Genomic DNA, 19,132 nt, shown 5'->3' with positions numbered 1-19,132 from the left:
GCCCCCGGGGTGACCCCCGGGGGCGCTTCGGTGTCTGGTGCGCTCAGGCGCGACCGCGGCGGGTACGGACCTCCTGGAGCCGCTCGGCGAGGATGTCCTCCAGTTCGGCGATGGAACGCCGCTCCAGCAGCATGTCCCAGTGGGTACGCGGCGGCTTGGCCTTCTTCTGCTCCGGTTCGCTGCCGTCGACCAGCCGGGCGACGCTGCCGTCGAACTTGCACTCCCAGGTCGTCGGGACCTCGGCGTCGACGGCGAACGGCACCTCGAACTGGTGTCCCTTGGCGCAGAGGTACTCGCGGGTCTGACGCGGCGCGAGCTCCGTGTTGCGGTCGGATTCGTAGCTGACCGCGCCCAGGCGGCTTCCGCGCAGCATGCGCTCGCCCATGATCGACTTCCCCTCGTTCGTGGTGCTGGTCTTCTCGGTGTAACGGTCCGTCCCCGCCGGGCCATTCCCGCCCACGCAGACACGATCCGCGCGGGTCGGAACCCTGCAAGGGTAGCTGGCCACGCCAGTCGCCCGGCGGGGTCGTCCCCGGCCGGGTCGAATGGGTGGAGTGTTTCGGCTGTCACTGGGGATGTTAACCGCCCACGGCGTGCCGGAGGTGACGATGAGCGGTGACATGCCGGTCAGGGGCCGCCCATCTGACGGGAAGACCTTCTTCGGTCATCCGCGGGCGCTGTCGACGCTGTTCCTCACCGAGATGTGGGAGCGGTTCAGCTTCTACGGGATGCGGGCCATCCTCGTGCTGTACCTGACCGCGGCCGTCGCCGACGACGGGCTGGCCATCCGGGAGTCCACCGCCAACGCCGTCTACGGCACCTACAACGCCATGGTGTACCTGATGGCGCTGCCCGGCGGCTGGATCGCCGACCGGCTCCTCGGCGCCCGGCGCAGCGTGCTGTGGGGCGGCGTGGTCATCGCCGCCGGCCACTACGTGATGGCGGTGCCGGTCCGGTGGAGCGTGTTCGCCGGCATGACCCTGATCGTGCTCGGCACCGGGTTGCTCAAGCCCAACATCTCCGCCATGGTCGGCGACCTGTACGACCGGGACTCGCCGCGCCGCGACGCCGGATTCTCGATCTTCTACATGGGCATCAACCTGGGCGGGTTCATCGCCCCGCTGGTCACCGGCTTCCTCGGCGAGAAGATCAACTGGCATCTGGGGTTCGGCGCCGCCGCGATCGGCATGACCTTCGGCGTGATCCAGTACGTCCTCGGCCGGCGCCACCTGGGCGAGGCCGGCGCGCGGCCCGCCGACCCGCTGCTCGGGGCGGACCGGCGGCGGGCGCTGACCCGCATCGGCGTCGTCGCCCTGGTGGCGCTGGCGGTGCTGGCCGCGCTCGCCCTGACCGGGCTGTTCACCGTCAACACCGTGGTCAACCTGCTCACCCTGGTCACCGTCCTGGTGGCCGTCGGATACTTCGCCCGGATCCTCACCGACCGGGAGATCAGCACCACCGAACGCAGCCGGATGAAGGCGTACCTGTGGTTGTTCGCCTTCGCCGCCGCCTTCTGGTTGATCTACGACCAGGCCGGGTCGGTGCTGAACATCTTCGCCGCCGACAAGACCGACCGGGGCGTGTTCGGCTTCACCTTCCCGGCGTCCTGGCTGCAGTCGGTCAACCCGATCCTGATCATTATCGGGGCGCCGCTGGCCGCCTGGCTGTGGCTGAGGCTCGGTCACCGGGTGTCCACCCCGATGAAGTTCGCCGTCGGCCTGGTCCTCAACGGCCTGTCGTTCGTGCTGATGGCCGCCGCCGCGCAGGCCGCCGTCGGCGACCGGCTGGTCTCCCCGTGGTGGCTGGTCGCGGTGTACGCCATCCAGGTCGCCGGTGAGCTGTCGCTGAGCCCGGTGGGCCTGTCGGCCACCACGAAGCTCGCCCCGGTCAAGTACGCCAGCCAGATGCTGGGCCTGTGGTTCCTTGCCACCGCCGTCGGTGACGCGATCGGTGGCCAGGTGGCCCGGCTCGCCGGCACCTGGTCGGAGGCGACCTACTTCCTCACCTTCGGGTTGGCGTCGGTGGTGCTGGGGCTGAGCGCGGTGATGTTCGCCCGGCACATCCGGGCGCTGATGGCCGGCATCCACTGACCGGCGACGGGGTTACGTCGCCGGGGTGGGCGGCAACGGCAGCGGCAGGCCGGGCAGCCCGTCGATGCTGGTGGCCACGTGCTCCTTGCCGGCGAAGTAGGCGCTGAGTGAGGCGTCGTCCTCCCGGGCGAACCGCCGGCCGTGCAGGTCGCGGTCGGCGTCGTAGGTCATCAGCGGGACGGCGTATCCGCAGGTGTCGCGGATCAGCCCGGCGCGGACCACGATGATCGCCCGCAGCCCGTGCACGCTGGTGTCGACGTCGGGGAAGTGGCGCAGCAGGTCCGTCCACCGGGGATCGTCGCGGAACACCGGCTCGCCGTGCCCGTGCACCCGCACGATGTTCGGCGGGCCGGAGAACGCGCACCACATCAGCGTGATGCGGCCGTTCTCCCGCAGGTGGGCGATGGTCTCGGCGTTGCTGCCCGCGAAGTCCAGGTAGGCCACCGTGTGCTCGTCGAGCACCGCGAAGGAGCCGCGCAGGCCCTTGGGGGAGAGGTTGACCGTCCCGTCTCCGGTGAGGGGGGCGGTGGCGGTGAAGAACATCGGCTGCGCCTCGATGAATGTCCGCAGCCGGCCGTCGATGCGTTCGTACGTCTTTCCCACGCGCCCTATCATCGCCCTCGTCCCGGCCGGGCCGCTGCCCCCGTCCCATCTCGTGGCGGTGTCAGGCGTCCAGCCGCTGGCGCAGCCAGTCCGACAGGGCGGTCCGCGCCGGCGCGGCGATGCCGTGCCCCACCGGGTCGCGGCGGGCCGTGGTCGTGGCGGGCCGTGGTCGCGGCCCCGGACTCGCCGCGCAGATACGCCCAGGTGCGGTCGAGCAGTTCGCGGGGGATGACGAGGTCGTGCTCGCCCTGAGCCACGAACACCGGCACGCCGGCCAGCCGGCCCGGGGTACCGACCGGCGTCGGGAACCCCAAGTGATTGTGCATTCAACCAAATTGCGTCAGGTGGGCCGGGAACCGAGCCGGGCCAGGGCGCTGGCCAGGTCACTGACCTGGTCGGCAAGCTGTCCGGCCCGGCGCTGGGCCGCGTCGCGGTCGGCCTCGGCGGCGGCCAGCCGTACGGTCAGCTCGGCCAGCCGGGCCTCGGCGGCCCCGCCGGCCTGCCGCGCGACCGTCAGGTCGGCGGCCAGGGCGTCCCGCTCGCCGACCCGGGCCGCCAGTTCGTCCCGCGCCGCCGCGCTCGCCGCGACGGCCTCCGCCCGGGCCGTCTCGGCCCGCTCCCGGGCGGTCCGCGCCTCCTGCTCGGCCCGCCGCGCGTCGGCGGCCTCCGCCCGGGCCCGCTCAGCCTGCGCGTGCGCCGCCGCGCTCTTCTCCCGGACCCGTTGGGCCTCGGCGTGCGCCGCCTCGGTCTCGACCCGCGTCCGTTGCGCCTCCGCGCGGGCCGCCTCGGTCTCGACCCGCAGCCGCTCGGCCCGCTCCACCGCCTCGCCGGCCGACCGGGCGGCCTGTACGGCATCGCCGCGGGCGGCGTCCCGCTCGGCGGTCAGCTCGGCCACCCGCCGCCGCTCGGTGTCGAGTTCGGCCCGCACGGTACGCAGCTCGTGGCGGGCGGCGTCGCGGTCCCGCTCGGCCTGCACCCGCAACGCCTGCGCGGCGCTGGTCTGCCCGCGCGCCTCGTCCCTGGCCTTCTCGGCGTGCGCGGCCCGTTCGGCGGCGTGGGCGGCCTCGGCCTCGGCCCGGCCGGCGCGTTCCCCGGCCGCGTCCCGCTCGGCCAGCGCCGCCTGGGCCTCCTGCCGGGCCCGGACGGCGGTCGCGGCGGCGTCCTCGGCGTCGCGGCGGGCCTCGTCCCGTTCGGTGTGCGCGGCCGCCGCCTGCGTGGCCGCATCGGCACGGACCTGCGCGAGCTGCCGCTCCACCCCGGTGGGGGACAGTTCGGCGTGCAGCGCCTCGGTCAGCGCCTCGACGATCTGGTCGAGCCGGTCCACCGCCTCCCAGGTGCGGGCCACCTGCCCGGGCAGGCCGGGGGCGTTGCGGTGCCGCATCCGCGAGTTGCGCGACGCCCGCTGGCAGGCCCCGTCGTTGTCCCGGCAGTAACGGAAAGGCCGGCCGGCACCGACGCGCTGCGGCACCTGACGTCCGCAGTGGGCGCACGGGCGGGTCTCGGGGGTGGCTTGGGCGTCCATCGGGGCGAAGTCTATTGGCCGGCCCGGACGGGCACGCCCGCGCGCCGGGGTAGGTTTCCGATCATGGCTGTCTCGCCGTACATCGCCCGGCTGCGCCGGCACATCGGACATGACCTGCTCATGCTGTACGGCGTCAGCGCCGTGGTGACCGACGAGGCGGGACGGCTGCTGCTGGCCCGCCGCGGCGACAACGGCCGCTGGTCCGTGCCGGCCGGCATGGTCGACCCGGGCGAGCAGCCGGCCGACGCGCTGCTGCGCGAGGTCCACGAGGAGACCGGCGTGCGGGTACGGATCGAGCGGCTCGGCGGGGTCGCCACCCACCCGGTCGTCTACCCCAACGGCGACGCCTGCGAATACCTCAACGTCTGGTTCCGCTGCCGCGCCGTCGGCGGCGCGGCCGTCGCCGACGGGGACGAGTCCCTCGCGGTCGGCTGGTTCGACCCCGACGACCTGCCGGAGCTGGACGACTGGTCCCGGCTGCGGATCGACACCGCCCTGCGTGAGGAGACCGCCGCCTGGTACGCCGCCCCGGGCCGGCGCCACCCGGCCCTCACCCGGCCCGACAACCTCTGACCGGCCGGCGGGAGCGGGGCCGTCACCGGGCGGCCCTGGCCGGGGCGGCGGTGCTGTCCCGTACGGTCAGCCGCGGGACGAGCAGCGTCACCTCCGGCACCGAGTCCTCCCGCAGCCGGCGCATCAGCAGCGCCACCGCCTGCCGGCCGACCTCCTCGGCCGGGACCGGCACCGAGGTGAGACCGGCCTGCTCGGCGAACTGGTCGGGACAGATGGCCACCACGGAGACGTCCCGCGGCACCTGCCGGCCCAGGACGGGCAGCGCGGCCAGCACCGGGCCGACCGCCGACTCGTTCTGCACCACCAGCGCGGAGACGTCGGGATGGCGGTCCAGCAGGGATCCCAGGTCGCGGCGGACCGCGGCCGGGCCCTCCTCGCACGGCAGGGCCACCGCGTCGACGCCGAGCCGCGCGGCGGCGGCCACCACCCCGGCCCGGGTCCGGTGCGCGAACCCGGTGCCCCGCCCGTAGACGGCCGCCGGGGCGCCGAGCAGCGCCACCCGCCGGTGCCCCAACCCGGCCAGGTGCTCGACACACACCTCGCCGGCCCGCTGGAAGTCGAGGTCGACGCAGGCCAGGGCGGTGGTGTCGGTGGGATGGCCGATCAGCACGCTGGGCAGCGCCAACTCCCGCAGCAGGGGCACCCGGGAATCCTCCAGCTCCACGTCCATCAGCAGCACGCCGTCGACCATCGCGCTGCCGGCGATCCGGCGCAGCCCGGCCGGACCCTCGTCCGAGGTGACCAGCAGCACGTCGTGGTCGAACCGGCGGGCGGTGGTGACGACGGCCGTGGCGAACTGCATCACCACCGGCACCTGCATCCCGGTACGCAGCGGCAGCACCAGCGCGATCACGTTCGCCCGCCGGCTGGCCAGGGCACGGGCCCCGGCGTTCGGGTGGTAGCCGAGGGCACGGACGCTGGCCAGGACGCGGTCGCGGGTCACCGCGGAGATCACCCGCTTGCCGCTGAGGACGTACGACACGGTGCTGGCGGCGACCCCGGCGTGCCGGGCGACGTCGGCGATGGTGACCTGACCGCCGGGGCTGCGCCCGCGACCCGGCGCGCGGGTCACCGGCCCACCCCGCACCGGTCGACGGCCGGCCGGGCGGCCCCGGCCCCGCCGGTGACGGTGAGCGCGTCGACCAGCCGGATGTCCCTGGCGGAGCGGCCGACCTGGACGGTGTGGGTGGCGTCCTCCACCACCAGGGCGCCCCGGGACTCGTCCCACCAGGCCAGCTCGGCGGTACGCAGCCGCAACGTGACCGTCGCGCGCTGCCCGGGTGTCAGGGTGACCCGGGCGAAGTCGCGCAACTGCCGCAGCGGCTGCTTGACCCGGGAACGCCGCTGCCGGGTGTAGAGCTGCACCACCTCGGTGCCCGGGCGGGCGCCGGTGTTGGTGACCGAGACGCTCACCTCGACCTCCTCGCCGGCGGACGCCTCGGCCGCGCTCAACCGCAGGTCGGCGTAGTCGAAGCGGGTGTAGCTGAGCCCGTGCCCGAACGGGTACAGCGGCTCGCCCCGGTGGTACAGGTAGGTGGCGTCCGCGCCGATGATGTCGTAGTCGAGCAGGTCCGGCAGTTCGGCGGCGTCGGCGTACCAGGTCTGGGTGAGCCGGCCGGCCGGGTCGACGTCGCCGAGCAGCACGTCGGCGAGGGCCGCGCCGTGCTCCTGGCCGCCGTGTGAGGTCCACAGCACCGCCGGCAGGTGCCGTTGCGCCCAACCGACCGCGTACGGGTAGCTGCTGGTCACCACCAGCACGGTCCGCGGGTTGGCGGCGTGCACGGCGCGCAGCAGCGCCTCCTGCCCGGCCGGCAGGGTAAGGTCGAGCCGGTCCTCGGTCTCGCGTCCGTTGACCATCGGGTGGTTGCCCAGCGTCACCACGGCCACGTCCGCGGCGGCGGCGAGCGCGGCGGCCTCGGCGGCCCCGTCGGCGAGCAGGTCCACGGTGAACCCGGCCGCGCCGGCCGCGGCCGCGCCGACGCGGAGCCGGCCGTCGGCGTCGACGGCCACGTACCCGCCGGTGGCGAGGTGGTGCAGCCGGGTGGTGCCGTCGGGACGGTGGTCGAGGCGGAACGTCTCCCGCACCACCCAGCCGCCCGGGCCGGGACGGTCGTTGACCAGCGCGCCGGTGTCGTCGGCGCCGACGTGCCGGCCGTTGCCGACGGCGCGCAGCGCCACCGCGTCCCCGCCCCAGTCGAAGACGTCGAACGCGGCCGGCTCGACGTCGAGGGTCAGCGGGCCGCCGTCCGGGGTGTCCGGGCAGTGGACGTACCGGTCGCCGAGGCGCAGCGCGATCCGGTCCGTGCCCGGGTGGGTGCTCACCTCGGGCAGCCGCCCGGCCAGCCCGGCGTACGCGCTGACCGCGTACGGCAGGGTGCCGCTGTACCAGTCGAGGTGGACGCTGTCGGCGAGCGGGCCGAGCACGGCCACCCGGGGCGCGGTGGCGGGGGAGAGGGGGAGCAGCCCGTCGTTGCGCAGCAGCACGGCCGCGGCGCGGGCCGCCTCGCGGGCCAGTCGCCGGTGCGCCGGGCAGTCGACCGCGTCGGGCGGCACGTCGGCGTACGGGTCCTCGTCCGGTGGGTCCAGGTCGCCCAGGCGCAGCCGTACGCCGAGGATGCGACGTACCGCCCGGTCCACGTCGGACTCGGTGATCAGCCCGCGGCGCAGCGCCTCGGTCAGCCGTTCGACGGTCGGGGCACTGTTCTCGTCGTCCTCGGTGAAGCTGTCGACGCCGGCGCGCAGCGCGGCGGCGAAGCCTTCGACGTGGTCGGGCGAGTGGCCCTGCACGCCGGCGAGGTTGCCGACCGCCCCGGCGTCGCCGACCACCATGATCTCGTCGTCGGCCCAGCCGCGCAGTTCGCCGGAGATGAGCGGGCTGACGTGCGCCGGCACCCCGTTGACCCGGTTGTACGAGGCCATGACCGCCACCGCCGCGCCGGCCTCCAGGGGCGCCCGGAAGGCGGGCAGTTCGTACTCGTGCAGCACGCGGGGCGGCAGGTCGCTGGAGGTGGTGGCCCGGTCGGTCTCGTTGTTGTAGCCCAGGAAGTGTTTGAGGGTCGGCGCGGTGCGCAACCGGGTCGGGTGGTCGCCGCGCAGCCCTCGGGCGTACGCGGTGGCCAGCCGCCCGGTCAGCCACGGGTCCTCGGACCAGCCCTCCTCGTTGCGCCCCCAGCGCGGGTCGCGCAGCGGGTTCACCACCGGCGCCCACACGTTCAGGCCGATCCGGGTGGGGTCGGCGTGGTGCTTGGCGCGGACCTCGGCGCCGACGGCGGCGCCCACGGCCCGGACGAGGTCGGGGTTCCAGGTGGCGGCCAGCCCGACCGCCTGCGGGAAGACGGTCGCCGGCCCGAGCCAGGCGACGCCGTGCAGCGCTTCGGTGCCGGTGCGGAACGCCGGCAGGCCGAGCCGGGGCACCGGCGCCTGCCACTGGTGCAGCAGGCCGAGTTTCTCCGGCAGGGTGAGCCGGGCCAGCAGGTCGTCGAGGCGGTGGGGGATGCGGTCGGTCATGGCGGGTGCCTTCCGTGGGCGTCGGGGCGACCGGCGGCGCGCGATCGTGCGGATGGGAGCGGTGGTCGACCCGGACGCTGGTGAAGCGCTTCGACGACCGCGGAAAGACATGCCGCCCCGACTGCCCTGTGACGAGGTGGCGGTACCGAGGTTGGCACCAGGGCACCGATCCGGTCAAGGCCCGGGGCGGGTCGGGGTCGTGCGGGTGCTCAGCCAACCGGTAGCCGGCCGGCCTCCACGGTGGCCAGTGCGGCGGTGGCGCCGCCGAGGGCGGTCGCCGCGGAGCCGAGGACGCTGGCCTCCAGCCGGCACGCGCCGGGGGCAAGAGTACGGGCGGACAGCTCGGCGCGGGCCGCCGGCAGCAGCCACGGGGCCAGCGCCGCGAGGTGGCCGCCGACCACGACCACCTGCGGGTCGATCAGGTTGGCCAGGATGGACACTCCGTGGCCCAGCCACCGACCGACCTCGGCGAGTCCGGTCAGGACGCTGTCGTCGCCGGCGCTGGCGAGGGTCCGGATCCGGTCGACCTCCGGCAGGTAGTCGGTGACCGGGCCGTCCCGCTCGGCGTCGGGCAGGACCCGGCGGACCACCGCGTCCACCCCGGTCAGCGCCGCCAGGCAGCCGCGCCGACCGCACACGCAGGCCGGCCCGGCCGGGTCCAGCGGCACGTGGCCGATCTCGCCGGCGAAGCCGCGGCCGCCGCGTAGCAGCCGCCCGCCGCTGACCACGCCCGCGCCGAGCGCGGTCCCGCCGGTCAGGTGCACCAGGTCGGCCGTCCCGGCGTACGCGCCGTGCCGCTGCTCGGCCAGGACGGCGAGGTTGGCGTCGGTGTCGACGGCGACGGTGAAGCCCGGTTCCCGCAGCGCGCGGCGCAGCTCGGCGGCGAGCGGCACGTCCCGCCAGCCCAGCGCCGGGGCCAACGGGACCACGCCGTCGGTGCCCACCGGCCCGGGTACGCCGACGGTGAGGCCGAGCACGCCGCGGCCCTGCCCGGTGACCCGGGTGACCGCCCGGCGGGTCAGCGCGGCGAGGGCGCGTACGGTCTCGTCGGTCGCGACGGTCGGCGCGGCGAAGGCCCGTCGCCAGGTGAGCAGCCGGTTGCCGCCCAGGTCGGCGGCGACCACCACGAGTTCGTCGGCGCCGACCTGGAGTCCGAGCCCGGCGTACGGCTCGCCGTCGAGGACGAGCATGGTGGCGGGTCGTCCGACCCGGTTCTCGGTGAGCCCGGTCTCGCGCAGCAGCCGCCGTTCGATCAGCTCGGTGACCAGGCTGGAGACGGTGGCCTTGTTGAGGCCGGTGTGCGCGGCGATGTCGGCCCGGGAGCAGGGTGCGTGCAGCCGGACGTGCCGCAGGACCACGGCCCGGTTGGCCACCCGGACGTCGCTGAGGTCGGTGGGCCGGGGTGGGGTGTGGATGCTGATCACGAGTTGCCCGCTTCCTGCGCCGACGCTGCCGGTCCCGGTGGTGCGGCCTTCATCATCGCCTACCTCCGTGGTCGGCCCGGATCGACCACCCGGGGTTGCGTTGCGGCTGTCTTGTGGGCGGGATCACCGTCGATTAGTTTGTTCGGCTAGCACCCCAACTAATCCTATCCGGTTCCACGTCCTCGGCAAACCACTATGACGAAGGGAGCGCGCCGTGAAGCCGTCCCTGCCGGGCGCATCCACCGACCGCCGGACCCTGCTGCGGCTGATCGGTCTCGGCGCCACCGCCACCCTCGGCGGCGGCGCCCTGGCCGCGTGCAGCAAGGAGGCCGGCAGCAAGGGCACCGCCACCAAGGCTGACGCCATCCGGTCGGTGCTGCCCACGTACAAGCCGGCCGAGCTGCTCAAGCCGGACATCCCCGGTGAGGGCCCGATCCCCAACGGCTACCTCAGCTACCCGCGCGAGCTGGTGGACGCGGTCACCGAACAGCCGGGCCGGGGTGGGCCGGCCATCCGTACCATGAGCCCGTGGTGGGGGCCCACCCCGCCGACCCTGGGCAAGAACTCCTACCTCGCCGCGGTCAACGCCAAGCTCGGCGTCGACGTCGACCCCAGCCTGCAGGACGGCAACCTGTACGCCGACAAGCTCAACGCGATGCTCGGCGCCCGCGACGTGCCGGACATCCTCAGCGTGCCCAACTGGGAGGTCGACAAGATCGCCCGATTCTCGGACGCGGTCAAGGCGCTCTTCGAGGACCTCACCGACCACCTCAAGGGCGACGCCGCCGCGAACTACCCGTACCTGGCCTCGCTGTCCACCGGCGCCTGGGAGTACTCGGTCTGGGGCGGCCGGCTGCACGCGGTCCCGTTCCCCACCGACGGCCCGTTCGCGTGGGCGCTGTTCCACCGCAAGGACCTGCTCGACCGGGCCGGCCTGGCCGCGCCGACCAGCCCCGACGAGCTGTACCAGCTCGGCAAGCAGGTCACCGACCCGGCCAAGGGCGTGTGGGCCTTCGGCAGCGTCTTCGACATGGTGCAGCAGTTCTTCGGCTGCCAGCAGACCTGGCGCAAGCGCCCCGACGGCGGCCTGGAGCACAAGTTCGAGAACCCGGCGTTCGCCGCCGCTCTGGAGTTCACGGCGAAGCTGTTCAAGGAGGGCCTGGTCCACCCCGACACGGTGGCCAGCAAGGGCGCCGACGAGAAGCAGCTGTTCAAGGCCGGCAAGATCCTGATGTACCAGGACGGCCTCGGCGCCTGGCAGGGCATGCAGAGCGAGCAGACCAAGGTGCTGCCCAGCTTCGAGATGCAGCCGCTGCCGGTCTTCGGCACGGGCGGCAGCCAACCGGTCATCTGGGGCAGCGAGAAGCCGATCTTCTTCACCTTCGTCAAGAAGGGCCTCGGCAAGGACCGCGTCGAGGAGCTGCTGCGGGTGCTCAACTGGTGCGCCGCGCCGTTCGGCAGCCGCGAGTTCGAGCTGCGCGAGTACGGCGTCGAGGGAAAGCACTTCACCCGCGCCGCCGACGGCAGCCCTGCCGCCACCGAACTGGGGCGCAAGGAGATGGGTGCCCAGTACACCCACATCGGTGGCCGGGTCCCGGTGAAGGTGCGCAGCGCCGACACCCCGAACTTCGCGCAGGACTACATCGGCTACTACCAGAAGAACATCGCCCAGCTGGAGAAGGACCTGTTCGCCGGGATCAAGCTGGAACTGCCCGCCAACTGGTCGAAGATCATCCAGCCGACCGACGACAAGATCCGGGACATCCTGCGCGGCCGCCGGCCGCTCAGCGACCTGGAAGCGGTCCGCAAGGAGTTCCTCGCCACCGGCGGCGAGGAGGGGCGCGCGTTCCACGAGAAGGCGCTCGCGGACAACGGCCGATGAGCGGGTTGGGCGAGCGGATCATCGGCGCAGTGCCTCATGCGGCCGCCGAGCCAGGCGAGGCGGCCGCATGAGCACCCAGGGAGCCGCCGGCGTGGTCGACACGCCGGCGGTCGCCCCGGCCGAGCCGCCGGGGCGTACCCGTGGAAGGCCCCGACGGACGCTGCGCGCCCGGCTGGTCCGCGACTGGCCGCTGCTGGCGATGACCGCCCCGGCCGCGACGCTGCTGCTGGTCTTCCACTACCTGCCCACCCTGGGCAACGTCATCGCCTTCCAGGACTACAACCCGTTCGTCGGGGACGACCCGCTCGACGCGTTCCTGCACAGCGAATGGATCGGCTTCGGCAACTTCGAGGCCCTCTTCGGCGACCCGCTGTTCTGGGACGCGGTCCGCAACACCCTGACCATCACCGCGTTCCAACTGGTCTTCTTCTTCCCGCTGCCGATCCTGCTGGCGATCCTGCTCAACAGCCTGGTCTCCGGCCGGGTACGCGGCCTCGTGCAGAGCGTCGTCTACCTGCCGCACTTCTTCAGCTGGGTGCTGGTGGTGACGTTCTTCGTGCAGATGCTCGGCGGGGCCGGGCTGCTCGCCCAGGAGATGCGCCAGGCCGGCCTGGAGCCCTGGAACATCATGACCAACCCGGACGGCTTCATCGTGCTGGTCACCGCCGAGGCGGTCTGGAAGGACCTCGGCTGGGGTGCCATCGTCTTCCTCGCCGCCCTCGCGGCGATCGACCCGAACCTGTACGAGGCGGCCGCCGCCGACGGGGCCGGCCGGTGGCGTCGGCTGTGGCACATCACCCTGCCGGGCCTGCGCCCGGTGATCGTGCTGCTGCTCATCATGCGTCTCGGCGACGCGCTCTCGGTCGGCTTCGAACAGTTCATCCTGCAACGCGACGCGGTCGGCCGGGACGCCGCCGAGGTGCTGGACACCTTCGTCTACTACCAGGCGATCACCACCCAGCAGTGGGGCCTCGGCGCCGCCGCCGGCCTGTTCAAGGCCGTGGTCGGGCTGGTGCTGATCCTCGCCGCCAACCGCGTCGCGCACCGGCTCGGCGAGCAGGGGGTGTACTCCCGATCATGATCAGCCAACTCGACGTCCCGACCGTCCGACGGCGACGCTCCCGCCGGCCCGCCTGGGAGGAACCGCCCTCGCCGGCCGGGCAGGCCGCCAAGGGCACCCTGCTCGTCCTGCTCGTCGCCGCGGTCCTCGTCCCCATGTGGGCGGTCCTGGTGACCAGCCTCTCCTCCCGGGAGACGATCGACGCGGCCGGCGGGATGGTGATGGTGCCGCGCGGCATCGACCTGTCGGCGTACGTGACGATCTTCAGCGGCGGGCAGATCACCCAGGCGGTCTGGATCAGCACCCTGGTCACCGTGCTCGGCACCACGCTCAGCCTGGCGCTGACCGTGCTCGCCGCGTACGGGCTGTCGCGGCGCGGGTCGGTCGGCCACCGGGGGCTGCTCTTCTTCTTCCTGCTGACCTTCCTGATCTTTCCCGGGCTGGTGCCCAGCTACCTGGTGGTCACCGGTCTCGGGCTCAAGGACAGCATCTGGTCGCTGATCCTGCCCAGCGCGGTCAGCGTGTTCAACCTGGTGGTGATCCGGGCGTTCTTCATGAACGTGCCCGGGGAACTGCTCGACAGCGCCCGCATCGACGGGGCGGGGGAGTTCCAGATCCTCTGGAGGATCATGCTGCCGCTGTCCCGGGCGGTGATCGCCGTGATCGGCCTCTTCTACGCCGTCGGCTACTGGAACGCGTACTTCAACGCGGTGCTCTACCTCGACGACAACGACAAGTTCCCGATCCAACGGGTGCTGCAGAGCTACATCCTCGCCGGGCAGTCGCCCAACGTCTCCGGCACCCCGGTCAACCTGCCCGGGATGACCGCGTACCCGCCGACCCTCGCCGTCAAGATGGCGGTGGTGGTGGTCACCGTGGTCCCGGCGGTGATCGTCTACCCGTTCGTGCAGCGGCACTTCACCAAGGGAATGATCACCGGCGCGGTGAAGGGCTGACCGATGCGCAACGACGACGGCCGGCTCTGCTACGGCGGCGACTGGAACCCGGAGCAGTGGCCGGCCGAGGTGTGGCGGGAGGACGTCGCGCTGATGCGCCGCGCCGGGGTCAACCTCGTCACCGTCGGCGTGTTCGCCTGGTCCCGCCTCGAACCGGCCCCCGCCCGGTACGCCTTCGACTGGCTCGACCGGGTCCTCGACCTGCTGCACGACAACGACATCCGGGCCGCGCTGGCCACCCCCACCGCCTCGCCCCCGCCGTGGTTCTCCCTCGCCCACCCGGACGCGCTGCCGGTCACCGCCGACGGCGTACGGCTGCACCACGGCAGCCGCGACACCTACTGCGCCGCCGCGCCCGCGTACCGGGCCGCGGCCCGTCGCATCGCGGGGGTGCTCGCCGACCGGTACGCCGACCACCCGGCCCTGGCCCTGTGGCACGTGCACAACGAGTACGGCACCACCTGCCACTGCGCGCACACCGAGGCGGCGTTCCGCCGCTGGCTGGCCGACCGGTACGGCGACCTCGACGCGCTCAACGCCGCCTGGGTGACCACCTTCTGGAGCCAGCACTACTCGGACTGGGCGCAGATCGCCGCGCCCCGGGCCACCCAGTACCTGGCCAACCCGGGCCACCTGCTCGACTTCCGCCGCTTCTGGTCCGACACCCTGCTGGCCGCGTACGCCGAGCAGCGGGACGTGCTGCGCGCGGCGAACCCGGCGGTGCCGGTCACCACCAACTACGTGCTCGGCGACTGGGTGCCGGTCGACCATGGCCGGTGGGCGTCCGAGGTGGACCTGGTCGCCATCGACCACTACCCGCCGGCGGTGGACGGCGGCGCGGAGGAGCAGACCGCGCTCGCCGCCGACCTCGCCCGCGGCTGGGCCCGGCACGGCGCGCACCGGCGGGGCGCGACGGACCGGCCGGCGGCCTGGCTGCTGATGGAGAGCGCCCCGAACCAGATCCACACCACCGACCGGATGCACACCAAGGAGCCCGGCCGGATGGCCCGGCACAGCCTCGCCCACGTCGCCCGCGGCTCCCGCGGGGTGATGTTCTTCCAGTGGCGGGCCCCGGCCGGCGGGGCGGAACGCTTCCACTCGGCGCTGGTCCCGCACGCCGGCCCGGACAGCCGGGTGTTCCGGGAAGCCGTCGACCTCGGCGAGATGCTGCGCCGGATCCCCGAGGTCGACGCCGGCCGGGTGGACGCCTCCGTAGCGATCGGCTGGGACGCGGCCTGCGGCTGGGCGCTGCGCCACCCGGGCCTGCCGTCGCAGCGGCTCGACCAGCACGCCGAGGTGGCCGCCGCCCACCGCGCGCTGTGGCACGCCGGGATCGCCTGCGACCTGGTGCTGCCCGGCGACCCCCTCGACGGGTACCGGCTGCTCGTGCTCCCCGCCCTTTACCTGGCCTCCGACGCCACCGCCGACTGGGTACGCGACCACGTGCGCGGCGGCGGCCACCTGCTGGTCACCTGGCTCAGCGGCGTCGCCGACGAACACGGCCGGATCCGCCTGGGCGGCTACCCGGGCGCGTTCCGCGACCTGCTGGGCATCCGGGTCGAGGAGTTCCACCCGCTCGCCGGCGACGACCGGGTGCCGTTGACCGGCGGCGGGACCGGCCGGGACTGGACCGAGACCGTGCACCTGGCCGGCGCCGCGCCGGTCACCGCGTACCTCGGTGGGGTGCTGGACGGACGGCCGGCGGTGACCCGGCACCGGATCGGCGACGCCCTCGCCTGGTACGTCTCCACCCGTCCCGACGACGACAGCTACCGCCGGCTGCTCGCCGAGGCCGCCCGGCTCGCCGGGGTCGCCCCGGTCTGCCCGGACGCGCCGCCGGGCGTCGAAGCGGTCCGCCGCCGGGACGGGGACCGGAGCTGGCTGTTCCTGCTCAACCACACCGACCGGCCGCAGCGGGTGCCGGCCGCCGGGACGGAACTGCTCACCGGCGAACCGGTCGGCGACGCGGTGACCGTACCGGCCGGCGGCGTCGCCGTGCTCCGCGAGCCACCCAGGTGAGGCGGCCCCGGTCCGACTCGAGCACCGTCGCCGGCCCGCTCGACGCGAGGCGGGCGCGGCAGCCGGCGCCGGTCAGGGGGTGGCGACGGCGGCGCGGGAGCGGTCGGCGGCGATGCGGATCGCAAGACCGGCCAGCACGCTGCCCATCACGTACCGCTGCGCCCGTGCCCACGCCGGGCGCCGGGTCAGGAACGCCGACACCGTGCCGGCGGTGAGCACGATCAGCCCGTTCACGGTCAGCGCGATGCTGATCTGGGTCAGCCCCAACAGCAGGCTCTGCACCGCTACGTGGCCGCGCGCCGGGTCGATGAACTGCGGCAGCAGCGACACGTACAGGATGGCGATCTTCGGATTGAGCAGGTTGGTGACCAGACCCATGGTGAACAGCCGCCGAGGCCGGTCCGGCGGCAGCGGTGCCGGGGCGAACGCCGACCGGCCGCCCGGGCGCAGCGCCTGCCAGGCCAGCCACAGCAGGTACGCCGCCCCGGCCAGCTTCACCGCCACGTACAGCGGAGGGACCAGCATGAACACCGTGGCGATCCCGGCGACCGCCGCGCCCAGGTAGACCAGGAAGCCGACGGCCACGCCGAGCAGCGACACGAGCCCGGCCCGCCGGCCCTGGGTGACCGACCGGGACACCAGGTAGACCATGTTCGGGCCGGGCGTGAGCACCAGACCCAACGCCACCAGGGCGATCCCCAGCACCGCGCCGACCGTGACCAATGTGTCCTCCCCCGTGCCCGTCCGCCCGACCCTACGCCCCGCCGGCCGCACCGGCGGTTATCCGCGTCACGTCAGCGCGGTCAGTGCTCGGAGGGCCAGCAGGATTCCGCCAGTCAGCCGGTCGATCAGCCGCCGGACGGCGGCGAGCCGCCACCGCGCCGCCGGCCCGAGCGGGGTCGCCACGAGCGGCGGGGCGGGCCAGACTACCGACATGTCGATCGTGTTGCACGCCGCGCCCACCCCGTCCGCGCCCGGTCTGCTGCTGCGGCCGTGGCGTGTCGGCGACGCCGGCGCGCTGCTGGCCGCGTACCAGGACCCGGTGCTGCGGAACTGGACCCAACAACCGGTGGACACCCCGTCCGACGCCCGGGCGTTCCTGCGCCGCAGCCGACAGGGCTGGGCGGCCGACCGTCGGTTCAGCTTCGCCGTGCTGGAGCCGACGCCCGCGGGGGAACGGCTGGTGGCGCACGTACTGCTCAAGGAGGTCACGCCCGGGCGACCGTACGCCGAGGTGGGCTACTGGACGGCGGCGACCGCCCGGGGCCGCGGCGTCGCGCCCCGGGCGGTCGACGCCGTCAGCGACTGGGCGTTCGCCCGCTTCGCCGCCGGCGGGCTGGCCCGCCTCGAACTGCTGCACCAGATCGACAACCCCGCCTCCTGCCGGGTGGCGGAGAAGAGCGGATACGTCTTCCAGGAGGTGCTGCCGGCCCGGCCGCCGTTCCCCCGCGACGGCCACCGGCACGTCCGCCACCTGGCGTGACCGGCTCCTGCCGGGGCGTGCCGCCGTCCGGGACCGGCGGATACGGTGGGTGCGGGAGGTGACGGCGGTGGTGACTGGCTGGGAGGCGGCGGTCGAGGCGCAGATCCGCTCGGCCCAGGAGCGCGGCGAGTTCGACAACCTGCCGGGCGCGGGCAAACCGATCCCGGGGCGCGACCTGCCCTACGACGAGTCGTGGTGGATCAAGAGCTTCCTGGAGCGGGAGCGGATCCCGGGTGACCTGCTGCTGCCCACCCCGTTGCAGCTGCGCCGCCGCGTGGAGCGGTTGCCCGGCGAACTGCGGGACCTGCCGACCGAGGAGTCGGTGCGCGGGGTGATCACCGCGTTGAACCAGGAGATCGTGGAATTCCTGCGTTCACCGAGCGGACCCCGGGTGGTGGTCCGTCCCGTGAACGTGGAGGAGACCGTCCGACGCTGGCGGGAGGAACGCGAACGGGCCGCCGCCGAACGTGTCGCCACCGCCACCGCCACCGTGACCGGCCGTGCCGAGCGTCGGCGCTGGCGGTTGCCCTGGCGTCGGCGCTGACCTGCCTCAGCCGAGCGCGGCCCGCCAGGTCCACGCGGTACGCCGTGGCCGGTCGCCCAGCGGAGCCCGGCCGGTCATCCAGAGCAGCACCGCCACCGGGTCGCCGCCCGGCGCGTCCGGGAACAGCCGGCCCAGCACCCCGGCGCACGGTTCCGGCGGCGGCGACCAGTCCAGCCGCAGGCCGCCGGTGATGTCCCGGGTGTGCAGCAGAGTCTCCGCGATCCCCATCGCCGCGAAGCCGCCCGGGTCACACGGTCCCCAGTGCCAGGCCCGGGCCTGCGGGTCGGCACCGTCGACGGCGGCGGCGAGCAGCCCGGCGCTCGCGGTCACCACGGTCAGCAGGTCGGCCGGTGCCGCGTCGGCGCGTACCCGCAGATCGAGGGGGAGGTATCCGTCGACCGGCCGGCCGGTGAGCTGGGCCGCGTAGGCGAGCAGGTCATGGGCCACGTGCGCGGCGGTCGTCCAGCACGACCAGGTCAGATCCGTGGCCGCCACGGTCCAGTCGCCGTCCACGGCGGGGCGCAGCACCCGGTTCATCTCGGCGGCGGCCGCCCGTACGTGCGCCCCGGTCATCCCTGTCATGGCGTCGACCATGCCAGCAGCCGCCGCGGCCGGCCACCCGGCCTTCCGGCCCGAAATGCGCTCGCCGGGCATTCGGCGGCTCCCTACGATCACGCGCATGGAGTGGACGCGGGGGATCACGCGGGTGGCGGTACTGACCGGCGCGGGCATCTCCACCGACTCCGGCGTGCCGGACTATCGCGGTCCGAACGGAATCTGGACCCGGGACCCGGCCGCGGCGCGGGCCTTCACGTACGACGGGTTCCTGGCCGATCCCGCGCTGCGGGCCCGGTTCTGGGACACCTACGCCGGGCACTCCGCCTGGCTCGCCGAGCCCAACGGGGCGCACCGCGCGCTGGCGGAGCTGGACGGGTCCGGCACGGCGGTCCGGGTGCTCACCCAGAACGTCGACGGGCTGCACCAGCGGGCGGGCCTGCCGGCGCGCAAGGTCCTCGAGCTGCACGGCACGATCCGTGCCGTGCGGTGCACCGGCTGCCACATCCGCACCGACACCGAACGTACGCTGCTCCGGGTTAGGATGGGCCACTCCGACCCGCGCTGCGACGCCTGCGGGGGCATCCTGAAACTGGCCGTGGTGCTGTTCGGGGAGCACCTCGACGCGCGGGTTCTCGACCAGGCCCGGCAGATCGCCACAGCGGCGCAGCTGCTGCTGGCCGTGGGCAGCTCGCTGCTGGTGGAGCCGGCAGCCTCGCTGTGTTCCGTGGCGGTCCGCGCCGGCGCGCGGCTGGTGATCGTGAACCGGGACGAGACGCCGTACGACGACCTCGCCGACGAGGTGGTGCGGGAACCGATCGGGGAGGCCCTGCCCCGGATCGTGGCCGCCCTGATCGCGAACCGGAAGCCCACCGCCGTCCGCTCCTAGCCGAACTCGTCGGCGTAGCAGGCGG

General features: G+C 74.1%; 18 protein-coding genes. 9 read left to right on the top strand and 9 right to left on the bottom strand.

Going from position 1 to position 19,132, the window contains the following annotated elements; genetic code table 11:
• Window positions 1-43: 43 nt before the first annotated feature.
• Window positions 44-385, bottom strand: coding sequence for an RNA polymerase-binding protein RbpA (locus GA0070621_RS11745; protein ID WP_046564157.1), 342 nt, complete (start codon window positions 383-385; stop codon window positions 44-46).
• Window positions 386-608: 223 nt separating this feature from the next.
• Here GA0070621_RS11745 and GA0070621_RS11740 point away from each other — a divergent pair, with 223 nt between their 5' ends.
• Window positions 609-2,090 (top strand): peptide MFS transporter, encoded by a 1,482-nt coding sequence (locus GA0070621_RS11740; RefSeq protein ID WP_091202282.1) that lies wholly within the window; start codon window positions 609-611, stop codon window positions 2,088-2,090.
• Window positions 2,091-2,102: 12 nt separating this feature from the next.
• On the opposite strand, the gene GA0070621_RS11735 is transcribed toward GA0070621_RS11740, so the two are convergent.
• Both GA0070621_RS11735 and GA0070621_RS11725 read right to left on the bottom strand, forming a co-directional pair.
• Complete coding sequence (locus tag GA0070621_RS11735; RefSeq protein ID WP_091194487.1) at window positions 2,103-2,693, bottom strand: pyridoxamine 5'-phosphate oxidase family protein; 591 nt, start codon at window positions 2,691-2,693, stop codon at window positions 2,103-2,105.
• Between the two features lie 340 nt (window positions 2,694-3,033).
• A complete protein-coding gene (locus GA0070621_RS11725) occupies window positions 3,034-4,215 on the bottom strand; it encodes a coiled-coil domain-containing protein (RefSeq protein ID WP_091194484.1) in 1,182 nt (393 codons plus the stop codon).
• A 63-nt stretch (window positions 4,216-4,278) separates the two neighbouring features.
• Here GA0070621_RS11725 and GA0070621_RS11720 point away from each other — a divergent pair, with 63 nt between their 5' ends.
• Complete coding sequence (locus GA0070621_RS11720) at window positions 4,279-4,788, top strand: NUDIX hydrolase (protein ID WP_091194482.1); 510 nt, start codon at window positions 4,279-4,281, stop codon at window positions 4,786-4,788.
• A gap of 22 nt (window positions 4,789-4,810) precedes the next feature.
• Here the strand turns inward: GA0070621_RS11720 and GA0070621_RS11715 are convergent, their stop codons facing one another.
• From GA0070621_RS11715 to GA0070621_RS11705, 3 genes are all read right to left on the bottom strand, one after another.
• Complete coding sequence (locus GA0070621_RS11715) at window positions 4,811-5,860, bottom strand: LacI family DNA-binding transcriptional regulator (RefSeq protein WP_091202281.1); 1,050 nt, start codon at window positions 5,858-5,860, stop codon at window positions 4,811-4,813.
• On the bottom strand, window positions 5,857-8,295 hold the full coding sequence (locus GA0070621_RS11710) for a beta-glucosidase family protein (RefSeq protein ID WP_091194479.1): 2,439 nt from the start codon (window positions 8,293-8,295) through the stop codon (window positions 5,857-5,859). The genes GA0070621_RS11715 and GA0070621_RS11710 overlap by 4 nt, the downstream gene beginning before the upstream one ends.
• A gap of 209 nt (window positions 8,296-8,504) precedes the next feature.
• The gene (locus GA0070621_RS11705; RefSeq protein WP_091194475.1) at window positions 8,505-9,719 is read right to left on the bottom strand and encodes an ROK family transcriptional regulator; all 1,215 of its coding nucleotides are present in this window, start codon (window positions 9,717-9,719) and stop codon (window positions 8,505-8,507) included.
• A 214-nt stretch (window positions 9,720-9,933) separates the two neighbouring features.
• Here GA0070621_RS11705 and GA0070621_RS11700 point away from each other — a divergent pair, with 214 nt between their 5' ends.
• The 4 genes from GA0070621_RS11700 (at window position 9,934) to GA0070621_RS11685 (ending at window position 15,636) form a co-directional block, all read left to right on the top strand.
• Window positions 9,934-11,601 carry an extracellular solute-binding protein gene (locus GA0070621_RS11700; protein WP_091194473.1) on the top strand — a complete coding sequence of 556 codons (1,668 nt, stop codon included), beginning with the start codon at window positions 9,934-9,936 and terminating at the stop codon, window positions 11,599-11,601.
• Between the two features lie 67 nt (window positions 11,602-11,668).
• Entirely contained in the window at window positions 11,669-12,682 is a 1,014-nt protein-coding gene (locus GA0070621_RS11695) for an ABC transporter permease (protein WP_091194471.1), read from the top strand.
• Entirely contained in the window at window positions 12,679-13,617 is a 939-nt protein-coding gene (locus GA0070621_RS11690) for a carbohydrate ABC transporter permease (protein WP_091194469.1), read from the top strand. The genes GA0070621_RS11695 and GA0070621_RS11690 overlap by 4 nt, the downstream gene beginning before the upstream one ends.
• 3 nt (window positions 13,618-13,620) lie before the next feature.
• The gene (locus GA0070621_RS11685) at window positions 13,621-15,636 is read left to right on the top strand and encodes a beta-galactosidase (protein WP_091194467.1); all 2,016 of its coding nucleotides are present in this window, start codon (window positions 13,621-13,623) and stop codon (window positions 15,634-15,636) included.
• 72 nt (window positions 15,637-15,708) lie between these two features.
• On the opposite strand, the gene GA0070621_RS11680 is transcribed toward GA0070621_RS11685, so the two are convergent.
• Window positions 15,709-16,359 carry a LysE family translocator gene (locus tag GA0070621_RS11680; RefSeq protein ID WP_091194465.1) on the bottom strand — a complete coding sequence of 217 codons (651 nt, stop codon included), beginning with the start codon at window positions 16,357-16,359 and terminating at the stop codon, window positions 15,709-15,711.
• A gap of 66 nt (window positions 16,360-16,425) precedes the next feature.
• Window positions 16,426-16,572, bottom strand: coding sequence for a hypothetical protein (locus GA0070621_RS29510; RefSeq protein WP_157739946.1), 147 nt, complete (start codon window positions 16,570-16,572; stop codon window positions 16,426-16,428).
• Here GA0070621_RS29510 and GA0070621_RS11675 point away from each other — a divergent pair.
• Window positions 16,571-17,119 (top strand): GNAT family N-acetyltransferase, encoded by a 549-nt coding sequence (locus GA0070621_RS11675; RefSeq protein WP_091194463.1) that lies wholly within the window; start codon window positions 16,571-16,573, stop codon window positions 17,117-17,119. The two genes, GA0070621_RS29510 and GA0070621_RS11675, sit on opposite strands and share 2 nt — an antisense overlap.
• Before the next feature lie 67 nt (window positions 17,120-17,186).
• On the top strand, window positions 17,187-17,663 hold the full coding sequence (locus GA0070621_RS11670; protein ID WP_091202280.1) for a DnaJ family domain-containing protein: 477 nt from the start codon (window positions 17,187-17,189) through the stop codon (window positions 17,661-17,663).
• Window positions 17,664-17,669: 6 nt separating this feature from the next.
• Here GA0070621_RS11670 and GA0070621_RS11665 read toward each other — a convergent pair whose 3' ends face one another.
• Window positions 17,670-18,236, bottom strand: coding sequence for a maleylpyruvate isomerase N-terminal domain-containing protein (locus GA0070621_RS11665; RefSeq protein WP_091194462.1), 567 nt, complete (start codon window positions 18,234-18,236; stop codon window positions 17,670-17,672).
• Between the two features lie 106 nt (window positions 18,237-18,342).
• Between GA0070621_RS11665 and GA0070621_RS11660 the strand changes: the two genes are divergently transcribed.
• The gene (locus GA0070621_RS11660) at window positions 18,343-19,107 is read left to right on the top strand and encodes an SIR2 family NAD-dependent protein deacylase (protein WP_091194460.1); all 765 of its coding nucleotides are present in this window, start codon (window positions 18,343-18,345) and stop codon (window positions 19,105-19,107) included.
• The last annotated feature ends 25 nt before the right edge of the window (window positions 19,108-19,132 follow it).

Origin of the sequence: Micromonospora narathiwatensis (assembly GCF_900089605.1) — a bacterium.
In the GTDB taxonomy this organism is placed as follows: Bacteria; Actinomycetota; Actinomycetes; order Mycobacteriales; family Micromonosporaceae; genus Micromonospora; species Micromonospora narathiwatensis.
Note: the sequence above shows the minus strand (reverse complement) of the source record. Positions and strands in the feature narration are given on the sequence as shown.

What these genes read in the sequence shown, in the direction of transcription:
- GA0070621_RS11745 (WP_046564157.1), bottom strand. Translation starts at nt 385, where the DNA reads ATGGGCGAGCGCATGCTGCGCGGAAGCCGCCTGGGCGCGGTCAGCTAC.
- GA0070621_RS11740 (WP_091202282.1), top strand. Translation starts at nt 609, where the DNA reads ATGAGCGGTGACATGCCGGTCAGGGGCCGCCCATCTGACGGGAAGACC.
- GA0070621_RS11725 (WP_091194484.1), bottom strand. Translation starts at nt 4,215, where the DNA reads ATGGACGCCCAAGCCACCCCCGAGACCCGCCCGTGCGCCCACTGCGGA.
- GA0070621_RS11720 (WP_091194482.1), top strand. Translation starts at nt 4,279, where the DNA reads ATGGCTGTCTCGCCGTACATCGCCCGGCTGCGCCGGCACATCGGACAT.
- GA0070621_RS11710 (WP_091194479.1), bottom strand. Translation starts at nt 8,295, where the DNA reads ATGACCGACCGCATCCCCCACCGCCTCGACGACCTGCTGGCCCGGCTC.
- GA0070621_RS11695 (WP_091194471.1), top strand. Translation starts at nt 11,669, where the DNA reads ATGAGCACCCAGGGAGCCGCCGGCGTGGTCGACACGCCGGCGGTCGCC.
- GA0070621_RS11690 (WP_091194469.1), top strand. Translation starts at nt 12,679, where the DNA reads ATGATCAGCCAACTCGACGTCCCGACCGTCCGACGGCGACGCTCCCGC.
- GA0070621_RS11685 (WP_091194467.1), top strand. Translation starts at nt 13,621, where the DNA reads ATGCGCAACGACGACGGCCGGCTCTGCTACGGCGGCGACTGGAACCCG.
- GA0070621_RS11675 (WP_091194463.1), top strand. Translation starts at nt 16,571, where the DNA reads ATGTCGATCGTGTTGCACGCCGCGCCCACCCCGTCCGCGCCCGGTCTG.
- GA0070621_RS29510 (WP_157739946.1), bottom strand. Translation starts at nt 16,572, where the DNA reads ATGTCGGTAGTCTGGCCCGCCCCGCCGCTCGTGGCGACCCCGCTCGGG.
- GA0070621_RS11665 (WP_091194462.1), bottom strand. Translation starts at nt 18,236, where the DNA reads ATGACCGGGGCGCACGTACGGGCGGCCGCCGCCGAGATGAACCGGGTG.
- GA0070621_RS11660 (WP_091194460.1), top strand. Translation starts at nt 18,343, where the DNA reads ATGGAGTGGACGCGGGGGATCACGCGGGTGGCGGTACTGACCGGCGCG.